29 protein-coding genes are annotated in these 16,263 nt (G+C 32.8%); all 29 read left to right on the plus strand.

The features are described from left to right. The first annotated feature begins 30 nt into the window (after window positions 1-30). The 29 genes from rplB (at window position 31) to Q0V15_RS01310 (ending at window position 16,106) form a co-directional block, all read left to right on the plus strand. The gene (gene rplB / locus Q0V15_RS01170; protein ID WP_297435167.1) at window positions 31-864 is read left to right on the plus strand and encodes a 50S ribosomal protein L2; all 834 of its coding nucleotides are present in this window, start codon (window positions 31-33) and stop codon (window positions 862-864) included. Window positions 865-933: 69 nt separating this feature from the next. After that, window positions 934-1,215, plus strand: a complete 282-nt coding sequence (rpsS, locus tag Q0V15_RS01175; protein WP_297435169.1) for a 30S ribosomal protein S19 — start codon at window positions 934-936, stop codon at window positions 1,213-1,215. Window positions 1,216-1,241: 26 nt separating this feature from the next. Continuing rightward, on the plus strand, window positions 1,242-1,574 hold the full coding sequence (gene rplV, locus Q0V15_RS01180; RefSeq protein ID WP_297435171.1) for a 50S ribosomal protein L22: 333 nt from the start codon (window positions 1,242-1,244) through the stop codon (window positions 1,572-1,574). Between the two features lie 21 nt (window positions 1,575-1,595). Then, entirely contained in the window at window positions 1,596-2,264 is a 669-nt protein-coding gene (gene rpsC / locus Q0V15_RS01185) for a 30S ribosomal protein S3 (RefSeq protein WP_297435173.1), read from the plus strand. A gap of 30 nt (window positions 2,265-2,294) precedes the next feature. Further along, a complete protein-coding gene (gene rplP, locus Q0V15_RS01190; protein ID WP_297435175.1) occupies window positions 2,295-2,729 on the plus strand; it encodes a 50S ribosomal protein L16 in 435 nt (144 codons plus the stop codon). After that, entirely contained in the window at window positions 2,729-2,935 is a 207-nt protein-coding gene (gene rpmC, locus Q0V15_RS01195) for a 50S ribosomal protein L29 (RefSeq protein WP_297435177.1), read from the plus strand. Before rplP ends, rpmC begins: the two co-directional genes overlap by 1 nt. 28 nt (window positions 2,936-2,963) lie before the next feature. Then, a complete protein-coding gene (gene rpsQ, locus Q0V15_RS01200) occupies window positions 2,964-3,218 on the plus strand; it encodes a 30S ribosomal protein S17 (protein WP_297435179.1) in 255 nt (84 codons plus the stop codon). 28 nt (window positions 3,219-3,246) lie between these two features. After that, window positions 3,247-3,615, plus strand: a complete 369-nt coding sequence (gene rplN / locus Q0V15_RS01205) for a 50S ribosomal protein L14 (protein ID WP_297435181.1) — start codon at window positions 3,247-3,249, stop codon at window positions 3,613-3,615. Window positions 3,616-3,640: 25 nt separating this feature from the next. Beyond that, window positions 3,641-3,955: a 50S ribosomal protein L24 gene (gene rplX / locus Q0V15_RS01210; RefSeq protein WP_297435183.1), complete on the plus strand. Its 315-nt coding sequence runs from the start codon at window positions 3,641-3,643 to the stop codon at window positions 3,953-3,955. Window positions 3,956-3,983: 28 nt separating this feature from the next. After that, the gene (gene rplE, locus Q0V15_RS01215) at window positions 3,984-4,523 is read left to right on the plus strand and encodes a 50S ribosomal protein L5 (protein ID WP_297435252.1); all 540 of its coding nucleotides are present in this window, start codon (window positions 3,984-3,986) and stop codon (window positions 4,521-4,523) included. 15 nt (window positions 4,524-4,538) lie between these two features. Next, window positions 4,539-4,724, plus strand: a complete 186-nt coding sequence (locus tag Q0V15_RS01220) for a type Z 30S ribosomal protein S14 (protein ID WP_297435185.1) — start codon at window positions 4,539-4,541, stop codon at window positions 4,722-4,724. A gap of 30 nt (window positions 4,725-4,754) precedes the next feature. Beyond that, window positions 4,755-5,153 (plus strand): 30S ribosomal protein S8, encoded by a 399-nt coding sequence (rpsH, locus tag Q0V15_RS01225; protein ID WP_297435187.1) that lies wholly within the window; start codon window positions 4,755-4,757, stop codon window positions 5,151-5,153. Window positions 5,154-5,239: 86 nt separating this feature from the next. Next, on the plus strand, window positions 5,240-5,779 hold the full coding sequence (gene rplF / locus Q0V15_RS01230) for a 50S ribosomal protein L6 (protein ID WP_297435189.1): 540 nt from the start codon (window positions 5,240-5,242) through the stop codon (window positions 5,777-5,779). A gap of 19 nt (window positions 5,780-5,798) precedes the next feature. Then, on the plus strand, window positions 5,799-6,158 hold the full coding sequence (gene rplR, locus Q0V15_RS01235; protein ID WP_297435191.1) for a 50S ribosomal protein L18: 360 nt from the start codon (window positions 5,799-5,801) through the stop codon (window positions 6,156-6,158). A gap of 20 nt (window positions 6,159-6,178) precedes the next feature. Next, the gene (gene rpsE / locus Q0V15_RS01240) at window positions 6,179-6,676 is read left to right on the plus strand and encodes a 30S ribosomal protein S5 (protein WP_297435193.1); all 498 of its coding nucleotides are present in this window, start codon (window positions 6,179-6,181) and stop codon (window positions 6,674-6,676) included. Between the two features lie 12 nt (window positions 6,677-6,688). Further along, entirely contained in the window at window positions 6,689-6,862 is a 174-nt protein-coding gene (gene rpmD / locus Q0V15_RS01245) for a 50S ribosomal protein L30 (RefSeq protein WP_297435195.1), read from the plus strand. 32 nt (window positions 6,863-6,894) lie between these two features. Next, window positions 6,895-7,335: a 50S ribosomal protein L15 gene (gene rplO, locus Q0V15_RS01250; protein WP_297435197.1), complete on the plus strand. Its 441-nt coding sequence runs from the start codon at window positions 6,895-6,897 to the stop codon at window positions 7,333-7,335. Window position 7,336: 1 nt separating this feature from the next. Beyond that, the gene (secY, locus tag Q0V15_RS01255) at window positions 7,337-8,614 is read left to right on the plus strand and encodes a preprotein translocase subunit SecY (protein ID WP_297435199.1); all 1,278 of its coding nucleotides are present in this window, start codon (window positions 7,337-7,339) and stop codon (window positions 8,612-8,614) included. 24 nt (window positions 8,615-8,638) lie between these two features. Continuing rightward, entirely contained in the window at window positions 8,639-9,289 is a 651-nt protein-coding gene (locus Q0V15_RS01260; RefSeq protein ID WP_297435201.1) for an adenylate kinase, read from the plus strand. After that, window positions 9,289-10,038, plus strand: a complete 750-nt coding sequence (gene map, locus Q0V15_RS01265) for a type I methionyl aminopeptidase (protein ID WP_297435203.1) — start codon at window positions 9,289-9,291, stop codon at window positions 10,036-10,038. Before Q0V15_RS01260 ends, map begins: the two co-directional genes overlap by 1 nt. Window positions 10,039-10,323: 285 nt before the next feature. Then, window positions 10,324-10,542 carry a translation initiation factor IF-1 gene (infA, locus tag Q0V15_RS01270; protein ID WP_297435205.1) on the plus strand — a complete coding sequence of 73 codons (219 nt, stop codon included), beginning with the start codon at window positions 10,324-10,326 and terminating at the stop codon, window positions 10,540-10,542. Window positions 10,543-10,554: 12 nt separating this feature from the next. Then, window positions 10,555-10,668: a 50S ribosomal protein L36 gene (gene rpmJ / locus Q0V15_RS01275; RefSeq protein WP_039312872.1), complete on the plus strand. Its 114-nt coding sequence runs from the start codon at window positions 10,555-10,557 to the stop codon at window positions 10,666-10,668. Window positions 10,669-10,875: 207 nt separating this feature from the next. Continuing rightward, window positions 10,876-11,244, plus strand: a complete 369-nt coding sequence (gene rpsM / locus Q0V15_RS01280) for a 30S ribosomal protein S13 (RefSeq protein WP_297435212.1) — start codon at window positions 10,876-10,878, stop codon at window positions 11,242-11,244. Between the two features lie 18 nt (window positions 11,245-11,262). Next, window positions 11,263-11,655: a 30S ribosomal protein S11 gene (gene rpsK / locus Q0V15_RS01285; protein WP_297435214.1), complete on the plus strand. Its 393-nt coding sequence runs from the start codon at window positions 11,263-11,265 to the stop codon at window positions 11,653-11,655. Between the two features lie 222 nt (window positions 11,656-11,877). Further along, on the plus strand, window positions 11,878-12,825 hold the full coding sequence (locus Q0V15_RS01290; RefSeq protein WP_297435217.1) for a DNA-directed RNA polymerase subunit alpha: 948 nt from the start codon (window positions 11,878-11,880) through the stop codon (window positions 12,823-12,825). Between the two features lie 15 nt (window positions 12,826-12,840). Next, window positions 12,841-13,182 carry a 50S ribosomal protein L17 gene (gene rplQ, locus Q0V15_RS01295; RefSeq protein ID WP_297435219.1) on the plus strand — a complete coding sequence of 114 codons (342 nt, stop codon included), beginning with the start codon at window positions 12,841-12,843 and terminating at the stop codon, window positions 13,180-13,182. 419 nt (window positions 13,183-13,601) lie between these two features. Beyond that, window positions 13,602-14,447, plus strand: a complete 846-nt coding sequence (locus Q0V15_RS01300) for an energy-coupling factor transporter ATPase (RefSeq protein ID WP_297435221.1) — start codon at window positions 13,602-13,604, stop codon at window positions 14,445-14,447. Next, the gene (locus tag Q0V15_RS01305; RefSeq protein ID WP_297435223.1) at window positions 14,432-15,301 is read left to right on the plus strand and encodes an energy-coupling factor transporter ATPase; all 870 of its coding nucleotides are present in this window, start codon (window positions 14,432-14,434) and stop codon (window positions 15,299-15,301) included. The genes Q0V15_RS01300 and Q0V15_RS01305 overlap by 16 nt, the downstream gene beginning before the upstream one ends. Beyond that, window positions 15,294-16,106, plus strand: coding sequence for an energy-coupling factor transporter transmembrane protein EcfT (locus Q0V15_RS01310; RefSeq protein WP_297435225.1), 813 nt, complete (start codon window positions 15,294-15,296; stop codon window positions 16,104-16,106). Before Q0V15_RS01305 ends, Q0V15_RS01310 begins: the two co-directional genes overlap by 8 nt. The last annotated feature ends 157 nt before the right edge of the window (window positions 16,107-16,263 follow it).

Consider the following 16,263-nt stretch of genomic DNA (forward strand, 5'->3'; position numbering starts at 1 on the left):
CAGAGAAGGAATAAATAGGGAGGTATTACAATGGCAGTTAAAAAGTTTAATCCCATTACACCATCTAGAAGACAGATGACAGTTGCCACTTTTGAAGAGTTAACAACATCTACACCAGAAAAATCACTTCTTGTTTCAATGAAGAGAAAAGCTGGAAGAAACTCTCAAGGTAAAATAACTGTAAGACATCGTGGTGGTGGAGCTAAAAGAAAATACAGAATAATAGATTTCAAAAGAAATAAAGATGGTATTCCAGCAAAAGTTGCTACAATAGAATACGATCCAATGAGATCAGCTTATATATCATTAGTTGTATATGCAGATGGAGAAAAGAGATACATACTTGCTCCTCTAGGATTAAAAGTTGGTGATGTATTAGTTTCAGGAGAAGGTTCAGATATTAAATCTGGAAATGCTATGAAATTAAAAGATATGCCAGTTGGTACAACTGTACACAATATCGAGCTTCAAGCTGGTAAGGGTGGACAATTAGTAAGATCAGCAGGTACTTCAGCTCAATTAATGGCTAAAGAAGGAAACTATGCTACTTTAAGATTACCATCAGGTGAAATGAGATATGTTAGAATAGAGTGTAGAGCTACTATTGGAACAGTTTCAAACACTACACATGATATTATTAATATCGGTAAAGCTGGTAGAAAAAGACACATGGGATTCAGACCTACAGTCAGAGGATCAGTAATGAACCCTTGCGATCACCCACATGGTGGAGGAGAAGGTAAGAGTCCAATAGGTAGACCAAGTCCAGTTACTCCTTGGGGTAAACCAGCACTTGGATACAAGACTAGAAAGAACAAAAAATATTCAGATAAGTTTATCATTAAGAGAAGAAACGATAAATAATTTGAACTATTTCAGTTCTCTTCAAATGAGAATCGCTTAAAAATAATGATATGAAGGGAGGCAATTCTAGTGAGTAGATCAACTAAAAAAGGACCTTTTATTAAAGCAGGTCTTTTAAAGAAAATAGAAGATATGAACCAAGCTGGTGAGAAAAAAGTTATCAAAACTTGGTCAAGAAGCTCAACTGTATTCCCACAAATGATAGGACACACAATAGCTGTTCATGATGGAAGAAAGCACGTGCCTGTTTACATTAGTGAAGATATGGTTGGACACAAATTAGGTGAATTCGTACTAACAAGAACTTATAGAGGTCATGTTAATACAGAAAAAACATCAAAGAGAAAATAGTTACACCTAGAAAGGAGGAACCTTAAATGGAAGCTAGAGCTATAGCTAAGTATGTAAGAATGTCTCCAATGAAAGTAGGAGTTGTTCTTGGATTAATTAGAGGAAAAAATGTTGATGAAGCTGCGGCTATATTAAAATACACTCCAAGAGAAGCGGCTAGAGTAATTGAAAAAGTACTTAAGTCAGCAATCGCGAATGCTGAGCATAATAATGAGTTAGATAGAGCTAACCTTATTGTATCTGAAGCTTTTGTAGGTCAAGGACCAACATTAAAGAGATTCAGACCTCATGCACAAGGAAGAGCATTCAGAATATTAAAAAGAACAAGTCACATAACTGTAATAGTTAAAGAGGCTTAATCAAAGAAGGAGGGAATAAGAGTGGGTCAAAAAGTAAATCCTCACGGACTAAGAGTTGGTATAATTCATGGTTGGGATTCAAAGTGGTATGCAGATAAGAAAAATTTTGCAGATAACATTGTTGAAGATCAAGCAATAAGAACATTCGTTAAGAAAGAACTTTACACAGCTGGAATTTCTAAAATTGAAATTGAAAGAGCTGCAAAAAGACTTAAATTAAATATATATACTGCTAAACCAGGAGTAGTTATAGGAAAAGGTGGATCAGGAATCGAAGCTCTTAAGAAAAAAGTAGCTGCGTTAGTTTCACAAAAGAATGTTTTATTAAACATTGTTGAAGTTAGAAACGCTGATACTGATGCACAATTAATGGCTGAAAACATAGCTTTACAACTAGAAAAGAGAATTTCATTCAGAAGAGCAATGAAACAATCAATTCAAAGAGCTATGAGATTAAGAGTTAAAGGTGTTAAAACAGCTTGTTCAGGTAGATTAGGCGGAGCTGAAATAGCTAGAACAGAGCAGTACCACGAAGGAACAATTCCATTACAAACATTAAGAGCTGATATACATTATGGATTTGCAGAAGCAAATACAACATACGGTAAAATCGGAGTTAAAGTTTGGGTTTATAATGGAGAAATTCTTCCAACTAAAAAAGTAGAAAAAGCAGAAAAAGCTAACGCATAGTTTCTGGAATACGAAAGGAGGACGACAGTCATGTTAATGCCTAAAAGAGTTAAACATCGTAAGGTGCAACGTGGTAGAATGAAGGGTAAAGCTACAAGAGGAAACTTCTTAGCTTATGGAGATTTCGGTATCCAAGCTAAAACTTGTGGTTGGATCACTAGTAACCAAATTGAATCTGCGAGAATAGCAATCAATAGATATGTAAGAAGAGGCGGAAAGCTTTGGATAAAAATATTCCCAGATAAGCCAGTAACAGCAACACCAGCTGAAACTAGAATGGGTAAAGGTAAAGGTTCAGTTGAATACTGGGTAGCAGTAGTTAAACCAGGTAGAGTATTATTTGAAATATCAGGTGTAGCTGAAGAAGTAGCTAGAGAAGCTATGAGACTTGCTTCACACAAACTTCCTGTAAAGACTAAGTTCGTTACAAGAAGAGATTTTGAGGAAATGGGTGGTGAAGAATAATGAAAGCTAGAGAGATAAAAGAAATAAGAACAAATGATTCTCAAGACTTAAAAGTTAAGTTAAATGATCTTAAAGCTGAATTATTCAACTTAAGATTCCAATTAGCAACAGGTCAGTTAGAGAACCCAATGAGAATAAAAGAAGTAAAAAAATCAATAGCTCAGATTAAAACTATTATTAGAGAAGAAGAGCTTAAGGTTCAATAGTAATTCCTAAAAGGAGGTAACAACTACCATGGAAAGAAGTTTAAGAAAGAAAAGAGTAGGTACAGTTGTTTCAGATAAGATGGATAAAACTATCGTTGTTGCGGTTGCTACAAAGGTAAGACATCCATTGTACGGAAAAACTGTTAATAAAACAACTAAGTTCAAAGCTCATGATGAAAAAAATGAAGCGAATATTGGAGACAAAGTTGTAATGATGGAAACTAGACCATTATCAAAAGATAAGAGATGGAGACTAGTAGAAATTGCAGAAAAGGCTAAATAGGTCTTAAGTCTGAAAGGAGGGTAATTTCATGATACAAGTACAAACTAGATTAAAAGTAGCTGATAACTCAGGCGCAAAAGAAATTATGTGTATAAGAGTTTTAGGTGGATCTAAAAGAAAATATGGAAACATTGGTGATGTAATAGTAGCTAGTGTTAAAACAGCAACACCTGGTGGAGTAGTTAAAAAAGGTGAAGTTGTTAAAGCTGTTATAGTAAGAACAGTTAGAGGAATGAGAAGAGCTGATGGTTCATACATCAAATTTGATGAGAATGCAGCAGTAATAATCAAGGATGATAAGCAACCAAAAGGAACACGTATATTTGGACCTGTTGCTAGGGAGCTAAGAGATAAAGAGTTTAACAAGATTTTATCATTAGCACCAGAAGTTCTATAATTAAAGGATTAGGAGGTGTCTAAAGATGAAAATACATGTTAGAAAACAAGATAAAGTTTTAGTTTTAGCTGGAAAAGATAAAGGTAAAATAGGTGAAGTTCTTGCAGTAAACCCTAAAAAAGGAACTGTTACTGTTAAGGACGTTAACGTTGTTAAAAAACACCAAAAACCTAATAGAGAAAACATGCAGGGTGGAATCATAGAGTTTGAAGCTGGTATTAACAGTTCAAACGTTATGCTTTACTGTGAAAAATGTAAAAAAGCTACTAGAATAAGCCACAACATATTAGAAGATGGTGCAAAAGTAAGAGTATGCAAAAAATGTGGAGAAACATTCTAAGAAAAATTGAAAGGAGGTACTTTACATGATGCCAAGACTACAAGAAAGATATGAAAAAGAAGTAGTTCAAGCAATGATGGAGAAGTTCGGATATAAGAATATCATGGAAGTTCCAAAGCTTGAAAAAATAATAATTAATATGGGTGTAGGAGAAGCTAAAGATAATGCTAAAGTCTTAGAAACTGCTGTTTCAGATATGACTTTAATAGCTGGACAGAAGCCAATCTTAACAAGAGCTAAGAAATCAGTTGCTAACTTTAAAATAAGAGAAAAAATGCCTTTAGGATGTAAAGTAACTTTAAGAAAAGTTAAAATGTATGATTTCGCTGAGAAATTAATGACAATAGCTCTTCCAAGAGTTAGAGATTTTAGAGGAGTTTCAAGTAAGTCATTTGACGGAAGAGGAAACTACTCAATGGGAATTAAAGAGCAATTAATATTCCCAGAAATAGAATATGATAAAATAGATAAAATAAGAGGAATGGATATTATCTTCGTAACAACTGCTAACACAGACGAAGAAGCAAGAGAATTATTAAGATTCCTTGGTATGCCATTCGCTCAATAATAAGGAGGGTTTTACATGGCTCGTAAAGCAATTATCGAAAAGTGGAACAAAGAACCTAAGTACAAAACAAGAGCTTACACAAGATGTAGACTATGTGGAAGACCACATTCTGTATTAAAGAAATTTGGAATTTGTCGTATCTGCTTCAGAGAATTAGCTTATAAAGGTGAAATTCCTGGTTGTAGAAAGGCAAGTTGGTAATAGCGTAAAAACGAAAGGAGGCGGAAAAAAATGGTTATGACAGATCCTATCGCAGATTTACTTACTCGTATAAGAAATGCAAATGCTGTTAAACATCAAGTAGTAGAGGTTCCTTCATCAACAGTGAAGAAGGCTATCGTTACTATATTATTAGAAGAAGGATACTTAAAAGGCATTGAGGAATACAACGATGGTGTAGTTCCAATGCTTAGAATATCACTTAAGTACGGTTCAGATAACCAAAAGGTTATCACTGGTTTAAAGAGAATATCTAAGCCAGGATTAAGAGTGTACTGCAAGAAAGATGAGGTTCCTAAGGTTTTAAACGGATTAGGAATAGCTCTAGTATCAACTTCTAAAGGATTAGTTTCTGATAAAGAAGCAAGAACATCAGGATTAGGTGGAGAAGTTATTTGTTACGTTTGGTAATATAAAAACTTTACACTATTCTTAATATATATAGATTGAAGCAATGAATTAATTTACGGATTAAAATATCACAGGAGGTGGCGAGTATGTCAAGAATTGGAAGATTACCTGTAGCTATACCTGCTGGAGTAACTGTTACTGTAACACCAGAAAATATTGTTACAGTAAAAGGTCCTAAAGGTGAACTAACTCAAGCTATGCATGCAGACATGATAATAGCTATTGAAAATAACCAAGTAATTGTTACAAGACCTAGTGAGAATAAAACTCACAGATCATTACATGGATTAGTAAGATCTTTAATAAACAATATGGTTATTGGAGTAAACGAAGAATTCTCTAAAACATTAGAGTTAAACGGAGTTGGATATAAGGCACAATTACAAGGAAAGAAACTTGTAATGAGCTTAGGATTCTCACATCCAGTAGAAATAGAAGTTGTAGAAGGCGTTAGTGTAAAAGTAGACGGACCTACAAAATTAATAATTTCAGGATGCGATAAACAGAAGGTAGGAGCATTTGCTGCTAGTATCAGAAAGTGGAGAAAACCTGAACCTTACAAAGGTAAAGGAATTAAGTACGCTGGTGAAGTTATAAGAAGAAAAGAAGGTAAAACAGGTAAATAATTAGAAAGGAGTGAATCTTATGTTCAAAAAAGCTAATAGAAAAGAATCTAGAGCTAAGCGTCACTTAAGAGTTCGTGGTAAGATATCAGGAACTCAAGATAGACCTAGACTTGCTGTATATAGAAGTGAAAGAAACATATATGCTCAAATCATAGATGACGTTAATGCTGTAACATTAGTGTCAGCATCAACAGTTGAAAAAGACTTTGAAAAAGTTGGAAGCAATAAAGAAGCTGCTAAAGTAGTTGGTGAAATGATTGCTAAAAAAGCATTAGATAAAAATATTACTGATGTTGTATTTGACAGAGGTGGATATGTATATCATGGAAGAGTTGAAGCTTTAGCACAAGGAGCTAGAGAAGCAGGTCTTAAATTCTAGGAATAAGGAGGGAAAACGTAATGAGAATTGATCCTAGTACATTAGAACTTAAAGAAAAAGTTGTAAATATTGGAAGAGTTACTAAGGTTGTTAAAGGTGGAAGAAACTTCAGATTCAGCGCATTAGTTGTTGTTGGAGATGAAAATGGACATATCGGTGTTGGTACTGGTAAGTCAATAGAAATACCTGAAGCAATAAGAAAAGGAATAGAAGATGCTAAGAAAAACTTAGTAAGTGTTGCTATAGTTGATGGAACAGTTCCTCACAGAGTGTCAGGAATATTCAGCAAAAGTAACGTATTAATTATGCCAGCTTCAGAAGGTACTGGAGTTCTTGCTGGAGGTCCTGCTAGAGCAGTACTTGAATTAGCTGGAATTACAGATGTTAGAGCTAAATCATTAGGTTCAAACAACCCAAGAAACATGGTTAAAGCAACAATAGCAGGATTAGCTAGCTTAAGAACAGTTGAGGATATCGCTGCATTAAGAGGAAAATCTGTTGAGGAAATATTAGGTTAAGGAGGGAATAGCATGTTAAAGATTACTTTAGTTAAAAGTCTAATAGGTAGAAAGAAAAGCCATATTGCGACAGCGAATGCCCTTGGCCTTAAGACAATAGGAAAATCAGTTCAACATGAGGGAACACCTCAAATCAAAGGTATGATTTTTAAAATCAACTACATGATTAAAGTTGAAGAAATATAATAATTAATATATAAGAGGAGGTGTAGTTAACTATGAAACTTCATGAGTTAAAACCAGCAGCTGGAAGTACAAAAGCACCTAAGAGATTAGGAAGAGGTACAGGTTCAGGTACAGGTAGAAATGCCGGAAAAGGTGAAAAGGGTCAAAATTCTAGATCAGGTGGTGGAGTTAGACCAGGTTTTGAAGGTGGTCAAATGCCATTATACAGAAGAATTCCTAAAAGAGGATTCACTAACCCATTCACAAAGCACTTTGCTGTAATAAACGTTGATAGACTTAACATCTTTGAAGATGGTACAGTTGTTACTCCAGAATTATTACTTGAAAGAAGAGTAGTAAGTAAAATAATGGATGGCGTTAAAATTCTTGCAAACGGAAACGTTGAAAAGAAATTAACAGTTAAAGGTTGCAAGTTCTCAAAGCAAGCAGCTGAAAAAGTTGTTGCATTTGGAGGAGAAGTTGAGGTGAACTAGTATGCTATCAACCCTACGTAATGCCTGGAAAGTTCCAGATCTTAGAATGAAAATTCTATGGACGGTATTCTTAGTTGTAATCTTCAGGATGGGAAGTCATATTCCTGTTCCTGGAATAGATACAGCGCATTTACAAAAAATGGTGAACTCAGAAGGAATGCTTAGTTTTTATAACCTTATATCAGGTGGATCTCTAGCAAGATTTAGTATTTTTGCACTTGGAGTGGTACCTTATATTAATGCATCAATCATAATGCAATTGTTAACAATTGCTATTCCACAGCTTGAACAAATGTCTAAGGAAGGTGAGGATGGACGTAAGAAAATCCAAAACATCACTAGATATGCTTCTATATTTATAGGAATTGTTATGTCTGTTGGAACTTATTTATTAATAGTAAGAAGTGGTGCGTTAGATAAAAATAACCTAACGAGTGTACTGCTTATCATAGTTTCTTTAGTAGTTGGTTCTACATTCCTTATGTGGCTTGGAGATCAAATTACAGTAAAAGGACTAGGTAACGGTGTATCATTAATAATATTTGCTAATATTATTTCTGGTTTACCTAAGACAGGAGCCCAAATTTTCAGTTTATCAAAAGTTGGAGAAGTTGGGATAGTAGAAGTAGCATTATTTGTAGTAGCAAGTCTAGTACTGATTTGTGCGGTTATTATACTGTCATTAGGAGAACGAAGAATTCCTGTGCATTATGCTGGGAAGTCTGTAGGAAATAAAGTTTACAAGGGACAAAATACTCATATTCCTTTAAGTATTATTGGATCTACTGTAATAGCAATTATTTTTGCTATGTCAGTTATGGGATTCCCTGGAACTATAGCAGGATTTTTCAAAGGTAATAGTTTTGCTGATTGGATTACTAGTAATGCTTTTAGTCCGTTTAACTATGAGGGTGTTTTATATCCTATATGTTATGCAGTATTAACAATATTCTTCACATGGTTTTATACTCAAATAACCTTTAAACCTGAGGAGATGGCTGAGAATATGCACAAGTCATCAGGATTTATTCCTGGTATCAGACCTGGTAAGGAAACAGCTATTTACCTTGAAAAACTTTTAAACAGAATGGCTTTCTTCGGGGGAGTAATTGCTGCTATAATAGCTGTTTCACCAGTTTTAGTTGCAAATTACACAAACTTCAAAGGAGTTGAGTTTGGAGGGACATCATTATTAATTTTAGTTTCTGTTGCATTAGAGATGATGAGACAGTTAGAAACACAGTTAACAATGAGACATTATAAAGGATTTCTTAAATAAGAAAGATTATGGAGATGAATGCCAGTGAAAATGATTTTATTAGGTCCTCCAGGAGCTGGTAAGGGAACACAGGCAAAATCAATTAGTAATAAATATGAAATTCCTCATATTTCAACAGGAGATATTTTTAGAAAGAATATTTCTGAGAATACACCTTTAGGTATTGAAGCTAAGAGCTACATGGATAAAGGTCATTTAGTTCCTGATGAAGTAACAATTAACATGGTTAAGGATAGATTAACTTTTGATGATTGTAAGAATGGATATTTATTAGATGGTTTTCCAAGAACTGTTGAGCAAGCAATTGCTTTAGAGGAGTTCCTAGCAACTAGAGGAGAAAAAATAGATACAGCTCTTTTAATAGAAGTTCCTTCAAGTTTCATACTTGAGAGAATGACAGGAAGAAGAGTATGTACTTCATGTGGAGCTAGCTATCATGTGAAGTTTAATCCATCAAGTATAGATGGTAAGTGTGATTTATGTGGAAGTGATGTAATGCAAAGAAAGGATGACACTGTTGAAATAGTCAATGATAGACTTTCAGTATATGAAGCACAGACACTACCACTTATAAAATTCTATACTGGAAGAGAACAACTTTCAAAAGTTGATGGAACAAAAGCAATTAATAAGGTATTTGAAGATATTTGTATGATCTTAGGGAGCAATAACTAATGATTTTAATTAAGAATGATTTAGAAATTTCTCTTATGAGAAAAGCAGGTAAAATAGTTGGTGAAACTTTGAACCTGCTTGAAAGAAATATCAAACCAGGTATTACAACTGCAGAGTTGAATAGGATTGCTGAAGAATTTATAACTAAGCAAGGAGCTAAGCCATCCTTTAAAGGATTATATGGCTTCCCAGCTTCAGTTTGTATATCTGTAAATACTACAGTGGTTCACGGTATACCTGGAAATTATACTCTTAAAGATGGAGATATAGTTTCCGTTGATTGTGGTGCATTTATCGATGGTTTTCATGGAGATGCAGCAAGAACATTTCCAGTAGGAAATGTTAATGAAGAAGCTAGAAAACTTATAGAAGTTACTAAAAAAAGTTTTTTCAAAGGTATAGAAAAAGCTAAGTTAGGAAATAGATTGTCAGACATATCTAGTGAAATTCAGAAATACGCTGAAGCTCAAGGGTTTTCAGTTGTAAGAGATTTTGTTGGTCATGGTATCGGCAGAAATGTTCATGAAGATCCTAATGTGCCTAACTTTGGAAAGCCTGGCAAAGGCCCATTACTTGTAAAAGGAATGGTCTTAGCTATTGAACCAATGCTTAATATTGGTAAACACAATGTTAAAACATTAAGTGATGGGTGGACAGTAGTTACTGCTGATGGAACATTAGCAGCACATTATGAAAACACCATTGCAATTTTACCAGATGGACCAGAAATACTTACGTTAGTTGAGTAGATTAAGGCTCTTATACTTAGTTATGAGTTTGTAAAATTTATGACTTGGTAGTTATTACGGTGAAAGCTGCATAACTTAATTGGCAGAGTGGTTGTATAGTAAGTAAAAAAAGTTTATACTTTTATAATATACAAATATAATTAAATTTATGGCCAATAGGTAGATTAAATATTTGAACTTATTATTGTGATTGATGGAGAGCAATCAATTCTTTCACAAATTAATATATATTTTTTATAATAATTGATATGCTTAATGGCACTGTCAAGGAGGTTTGATTACCTTATGTCAAAAGAAGATGTAATAGAAATGCAAGGTACGGTTTTAGAATCATTACCAAATGCAACATTTAGAGTTAAATTAGAGAGTGGGCAGGAAATAAATGCTCATATTTCTGGGAAATTAAGAATGAACTTTATAAGAATTCTACCAGGTGATACAGTTACTTTAGAACTTTCACCATACGATTTAAGTAGAGGTAGAATAACTTGGAGAGCAAAATAAGGAGGGTTACCGATGAAAGTAAGACCATCAGTTAAGCCTATTTGCGAAAAGTGCAAGGTTATAAGAAGAAAAGGAAGAGTAATGGTAATCTGTGAAAATCCAAAGCACAAGCAAAAGCAAGGCTAATAAATTTAACCTTAAGAATATTTAAGTTATAGATAAGCTAATAGATATTGACTTTTTCTAAAAACTAAAATATGATTATATAGGCGTTCTGTTAAGAAATTTAAATTTAGTGATATATATAAATTTAATAGCCTAAAAATTAGTTAATATATTTTGAGGAAATTAATGATTGAAAAATCAATATTTCAAAATCAGGAGGTGTAATTAATGGCAAGAATAGCAGGTGTTGACCTACCAAAAGAAAAAAGAGTTGAGATAGGTTTAACTTATATATACGGTGTGGGATTATCTACTTCACAAAAAGTACTTAAGGAATTAGGAATTAGTTGTGACGTTAGAATTAAAGATCTTACAGAAGATCAAGTTAATGAAATAAGAACATACGTAAATGAGAACTTTACAGTTGAGGGTGACCTTAGAAGAGAGATCAAATTAAACATTAAAAGACTAATCGAAATAGGATCATACAGAGGTGTTAGACATAGAAGAGGTCTTCCAGTAAGAGGACAAAAAACTAAGACTAACGCTAGAACAAGAAAAGGTCCTAAGAAGACTATGGCTAACAAGAAGAAATAATTAAGGAGGTAAGACGCAATGGCTCAAAAAGTTAAAAAAACTAGAAGAAAAAGAGACAGAAAAAACGTTGAATTTGGTGCAGCGCACATACAATCAACATTCAACAACTCAATAGTTACTTTAACTGACGAAAGAGGAAATGCATTAGCATGGGCAAGTGCTGGTGGTCTTGGATTTAGAGGTTCAAGAAAAAGTACTCCTTTCGCAGCTCAAATGGCCGCTGAAAAAGCAGCAGAAGCAGCTATGGAACACGGTTTAAAAAGTATCGAAGTTTATGTTAAAGGACCAGGAGCTGGTAGAGAAGCGGCTATAAGAAGCTTACAAGCAGCTGGATTAGAAGTTACTTTAATTAAAGATGTAACTCCAATTCCTCATAATGGTTGTAGACCACCAAAAAGAAGAAGAGTGTAATTTAATTTCATATTTTATATGTGATTATAATTATGTATATGTATCTATATAGTGTAAACTTTATGGAGTATATATAATTTCTTTAGAAAAGGTGCTATACAGTGAAGGTATAATGTGAGTTATACATGCAAATAGTAATTAATCTTAAAGGAATGACTTTTTAAGATGGATCAGTTGCCCTCAGAATAAGGTTGCCATTTTAATATTAAGGAGGGTTTGCGAATGTTAGAAATCGAAAAGCCAGTTATTCAATGTATAGAGTCAAATGATAATGGAACATATGGTAGATTTACCATAGAACCACTTGAAAGAGGATATGGAACTACTCTTGGGAATGCATTAAGAAGAATATTACTTTCTTCTTTACCAGGTGTTGCGCCAACTTCTGTTAAAATAGACTCAGTTCTTCATGAGTTTTCAACTGTTATTGGAGTTAAGGAAGATGTTACTGAAATAATATTAAACCTTAAAACATTAGCATTGACTATGGAAGGTGAAGGACCAAAAACTATCTATATAGATGCAAAAGGACCAGGAGTGGTTACTGGAGCAGATATAACTACAGATGGTGATGTAGAAGTTATCAATAAGGACTTAAAAATTGCTACATTAGATGAAGATGGAAAGTTATATATGGAAATAACTGTTAATAGAGGTAGAGGTTATGTTACTCAAAACAAAAACAAAACTGAAGATCTTCCATTATCAGCTATAGCTATAGATTCTATTTATACTCCTGTTAAGAGAGTAAACTTTTCAATAGAAAATACTAGAGTTGGGCAAATCACAGATTATGATAAGCTTACACTTGAAATATGGACTAATGGAACTATTAAAATAGAAGAAGCTATATCTTTATCAGCAAAAATTCTTATCGAGCACTTCAAATTATTTATGACTTTAACTGATAACACAAATGACGTTGAAATCATGATAGAAAAAGAAGAAGATAAAAAAGAAAAAGCACTAGAAATGACTATCGAAGAGCTTGATTTATCAGTTAGATCATATAACTGTTTAAAAAGAGCAGGTATCAATACAGTTCAAGAGCTTGCAGCTAAGAGCATGGATGATATGATGAAAGTTAGAAATCTTGGTAAGAAATCACTTGAAGAAGTTGAGAAAAAGCTTATCGAGCTAGGGTTAAATTTAAAAGTTAATGACGAATAGTTAGGAGGTAGAGCAATGGCAGGATATCGTAAGTTAGGTCGTCCTACTGACCAGAGAAGAGCAATGTTAAGAAACCTTGTAACAAGTTTCTTAAAGCATGGAAAGATTGAGACTACTGTAACTAGAGCAAAAGAAACTAAAAGATTAGCAGAAAAAATGATTACTCTTGGTAAAAGAGGTGATCTTCACGCTAGAAGACAAGTTTTAGCATTTGTAACAGAAGAAACAGTTGTTAAAGATTTATTCGATAACATAGCTCCAAAGTACAGTGAGAGAAACGGTGGATACACTAGAATGTACAAAATTGGTCCTAGAAGAGGAGACGGAGCAGAAACAGTTATACTTGAATTAGTATAATTTTGCTTCAGGGATTAAGTGTTACGCTTAATCCCTTTTTCATAAAAAATAAAAAACCTTTAAGTTAAAGGGAATAGTACGAGTTAAGTATAAGAGTATACTTATGTAACTATAGTGTAGGATTATTATCTGATGAGATTATGGTTATTAGACAAATGCTATTTATAAAATTTAATAATATATAGATTATATCTATTTACAAAATAAAACTACAAATAGTATTATTTTATAAGTAGATATTTTTTTTTATAATTTTAACAAAATGTTGTATTTTGGAAAGTTGTTCATTTTCGAGGTTTAAAATATAATAGTAGTTGGGATATATATATAAATAGGAAAATATAGATATTAGGTAGCAGATATTAATAACCTATTATATGTAAAAATTAATACATAATAATGAAGTGGGAGGTATAGAGATGGAGGAATTTATGGTTATTTCTGAAGATTTAACTTTTAAATATGAAGTTGAAGAAGGAAAAGAAGAAAAGATAGCTTTAGATAATGTTAATATAAATGTTAAAAAAGGCGAGTTTTTAGTTGTTTTAGGGCATAATGGATCAGGTAAATCTACTATTGCGAAGCATATGAATGCACTTTTACTACCTACTAGTGGTAAAATGCTTGTTAATAATATGGATACACGAGATGATAGTCTTCTTTGGGATATTAGAAGTCAAGCTGGAATGGTTTTTCAAAATCCAGATAATCAACTAGTTGCAACTATTGTTGAAGAAGATGTTGCTTTTGGTCCAGAAAATTTAGGGGTAGAGCCTTTAGAAATTAGAAAGCGTGTTGATGAGTGCTTAAAAAAAGTTGGAATGTATGATTATAGAAAACATGCACCTCATTTACTTTCAGGAGGACAGAAACAAAGAATTGCTATAGCTGGGATTCTTGCAATGATGCCTAGATGTATTATTTTAGATGAACCAACAGCTATGCTTGATCCATCAGGGAGAAAAGAGGTTCTTGAAACTATTAAAGATATAAATAAAAATTTAAATATAACGATTATTCTTATAACACACTATATGGACGAAGCTGCTATGGCTGATAGAGTTATAGTTATGGATAAAGGGCATGTTGAGCTTGAGGGAACACCTAGAGAGGTATTCTCTAATGTTGAAAAAATTAAGGCGATAGGTCTTGATGTACCACAAGTTACAGAACTTGCTTATGAATTAAGAAGGGAAGGAATTGATATTTCTAATGAAATATTAAATATAGATGAAATGGTGGATGAGTTATGTCGATTAAAATAGAAAACTTAAAACATGTTTATATGCCTAAAAGTCCATTTGAGAAGATGGCTCTTAATAATATTAATTTAGAAATAAAAGATGAGGAATTTGTTGCACTTATAGGGCATACTGGTTCTGGTAAATCTACACTTATTCAACATTTAAATGGTCTGTTAAAGGGAACAGAGGGGAAGATAATTGTTGATGGTATAGATTTATCAGATAAGAAGACTAAGCTTAGTGATATAAGAAAGAAAGTTGGACTTGTATTTCAGTATCCAGAGTATCAGTTGTTTGAAGAAACTATTGAGAAAGATATTGAGTTTGGACCAAGAAATATGGGGCTTGAGCAAGATGCTATAACTAAGAGAGTTAAAAAGTCCATGGAAATGGTTGGTTTAGATTATGAAGAGTATAAAGATATATCTCCATTTGAGTTGTCAGGTGGGCAAAAGAGAAGAGTTGCTATTGCTGGAGTTATAGCAATGGAGCCTAAGATTCTTATACTTGATGAACCTACAGCAGGACTTGATCCTAAGGGGAGAGATGATATTTTAGCACAAATTAAGATTTTGCATGCTAATTATAATATGACGATTATTTTAGTTAGTCATAGTATGGAAGATGTTGCAAGGATTGCATCTAGAGTTATTGTTATGAATAATGGTGATATTGCACTTGATGGAACTGTTAGTGAAGTTTTCAAGCAAATTGATATACTTGAAAAGATAGGGCTTGGTGTACCACAGGTTACTTATATGATAAATAGACTTAGAGATAAAGGTTTTGATATATCAGATGATATATTTACTATTGAAGATGCTAAAGAGGCACTTTTAAAAATCTTGAAGAGAAAGGAGAAAATTGATGCTTAAGGATATTACACTCGGACAATATATCCCAGGAAAATCATTTGTTCATAAACTTGATCCAAGAACAAAGATACTTCTTACAATTTTATATGTAATTAATTTATTTTTAGTTGGTCATATTTATGGATATGGTTTTTCTATAGTATTTTTAGCACTTGCGATTATAATATCAAAAGTACCGTTTAGGTTTATTTATAATGGGCTTAAACCCATTTTTATACTTATTATAATTACTTCCTTATTTAATGTCTTTATGATTAAAGGTAATCCTAGTGAATTGGTTTGGAAGTGGAAGTTCTTTGAAATTTATACTAATGGTATTTTAATGGCTATTAAGATGGTTTTAAGACTTATACTACTAATAATGGGAACATCTCTATTAACTCTTACAACATCTCCTATTGAGCTTACAGATGGTATTGAGAGTTTACTTAATCCGTTAAAGAAAGTTAAGTTCCCAGCTCATGAGCTTGCTATGATGATGACTATTGCATTAAGATTTATTCCAACTCTTATTGATGAGACTGATAAGATAATGAAAGCTCAAAAAGCTAGGGGTGCTGATTTTGAATCAGGAAATATTATGAAAAGGGCTAAAAATTTAATCCCTTTACTTGTACCATTATTTATTAGTTCTTTTAGAAGAGCTGATGAACTTGCTATGGCTATGGAAGCAAGATGTTATAGAGGTGGAGAGGGAAGAACTAGGATGAAGAAATTAAAATATACAGGTAGAGATATAGTTGGATATGCTTCTATTATTGTTTTAATTGGACTTACAGTTCTTATGAGAGTAGGAATAATATAAAATTATTATAATCTTGAAAAAGATTATAAAGCTAACGTTAAAAAATAGGCTTTGATATTTCATATTGATTTATCAAAGTCTTTTTATTTTGTTATAATTTTAGAATAAAGATTAATTAGAATTTTAAGAGCTATTTTATAAGATATAAATATAGGAT

Origin of the sequence: uncultured Clostridium sp. (assembly GCF_947036855.1) — a bacterium.
In the GTDB taxonomy this organism is placed as follows: Bacteria; Bacillota; Clostridia; order Clostridiales; family Clostridiaceae; genus Sarcina.

Excerpts from the sequence above, each read along its gene's own strand:
- rplB (WP_297435167.1), top strand. The coding sequence starts at position 31 with ATGGCAGTTAAAAAGTTTAATCCCATTACACCATCTAGAAGACAGATG.
- rplV (WP_297435171.1), top strand. The coding sequence starts at position 1,242 with ATGGAAGCTAGAGCTATAGCTAAGTATGTAAGAATGTCTCCAATGAAA.
- rplP (WP_297435175.1), top strand. The coding sequence starts at position 2,295 with ATGTTAATGCCTAAAAGAGTTAAACATCGTAAGGTGCAACGTGGTAGA.
- rpmC (WP_297435177.1), top strand. The coding sequence starts at position 2,729 with ATGAAAGCTAGAGAGATAAAAGAAATAAGAACAAATGATTCTCAAGAC.
- rpsQ (WP_297435179.1), top strand. The coding sequence starts at position 2,964 with ATGGAAAGAAGTTTAAGAAAGAAAAGAGTAGGTACAGTTGTTTCAGAT.
- rplN (WP_297435181.1), top strand. The coding sequence starts at position 3,247 with ATGATACAAGTACAAACTAGATTAAAAGTAGCTGATAACTCAGGCGCA.
- rplX (WP_297435183.1), top strand. The coding sequence starts at position 3,641 with ATGAAAATACATGTTAGAAAACAAGATAAAGTTTTAGTTTTAGCTGGA.
- rplE (WP_297435252.1), top strand. The coding sequence starts at position 3,984 with ATGCCAAGACTACAAGAAAGATATGAAAAAGAAGTAGTTCAAGCAATG.
- Q0V15_RS01220 (WP_297435185.1), top strand. The coding sequence starts at position 4,539 with ATGGCTCGTAAAGCAATTATCGAAAAGTGGAACAAAGAACCTAAGTAC.
- rpsH (WP_297435187.1), top strand. The coding sequence starts at position 4,755 with ATGGTTATGACAGATCCTATCGCAGATTTACTTACTCGTATAAGAAAT.
- rplF (WP_297435189.1), top strand. The coding sequence starts at position 5,240 with ATGTCAAGAATTGGAAGATTACCTGTAGCTATACCTGCTGGAGTAACT.
- rplR (WP_297435191.1), top strand. The coding sequence starts at position 5,799 with ATGTTCAAAAAAGCTAATAGAAAAGAATCTAGAGCTAAGCGTCACTTA.
- rpsE (WP_297435193.1), top strand. The coding sequence starts at position 6,179 with ATGAGAATTGATCCTAGTACATTAGAACTTAAAGAAAAAGTTGTAAAT.
- rpmD (WP_297435195.1), top strand. The coding sequence starts at position 6,689 with ATGTTAAAGATTACTTTAGTTAAAAGTCTAATAGGTAGAAAGAAAAGC.
- rplO (WP_297435197.1), top strand. The coding sequence starts at position 6,895 with ATGAAACTTCATGAGTTAAAACCAGCAGCTGGAAGTACAAAAGCACCT.
- secY (WP_297435199.1), top strand. The coding sequence starts at position 7,337 with ATGCTATCAACCCTACGTAATGCCTGGAAAGTTCCAGATCTTAGAATG.
- map (WP_297435203.1), top strand. The coding sequence starts at position 9,289 with ATGATTTTAATTAAGAATGATTTAGAAATTTCTCTTATGAGAAAAGCA.
- infA (WP_297435205.1), top strand. The coding sequence starts at position 10,324 with ATGTCAAAAGAAGATGTAATAGAAATGCAAGGTACGGTTTTAGAATCA.
- rpmJ (WP_039312872.1), top strand. The coding sequence starts at position 10,555 with ATGAAAGTAAGACCATCAGTTAAGCCTATTTGCGAAAAGTGCAAGGTT.
- rpsM (WP_297435212.1), top strand. The coding sequence starts at position 10,876 with ATGGCAAGAATAGCAGGTGTTGACCTACCAAAAGAAAAAAGAGTTGAG.
- rpsK (WP_297435214.1), top strand. The coding sequence starts at position 11,263 with ATGGCTCAAAAAGTTAAAAAAACTAGAAGAAAAAGAGACAGAAAAAAC.
- Q0V15_RS01290 (WP_297435217.1), top strand. The coding sequence starts at position 11,878 with ATGTTAGAAATCGAAAAGCCAGTTATTCAATGTATAGAGTCAAATGAT.
- rplQ (WP_297435219.1), top strand. The coding sequence starts at position 12,841 with ATGGCAGGATATCGTAAGTTAGGTCGTCCTACTGACCAGAGAAGAGCA.
- Q0V15_RS01300 (WP_297435221.1), top strand. The coding sequence starts at position 13,602 with ATGGAGGAATTTATGGTTATTTCTGAAGATTTAACTTTTAAATATGAA.
- Q0V15_RS01305 (WP_297435223.1), top strand. The coding sequence starts at position 14,432 with ATGTCGATTAAAATAGAAAACTTAAAACATGTTTATATGCCTAAAAGT.
- Q0V15_RS01310 (WP_297435225.1), top strand. The coding sequence starts at position 15,294 with ATGCTTAAGGATATTACACTCGGACAATATATCCCAGGAAAATCATTT.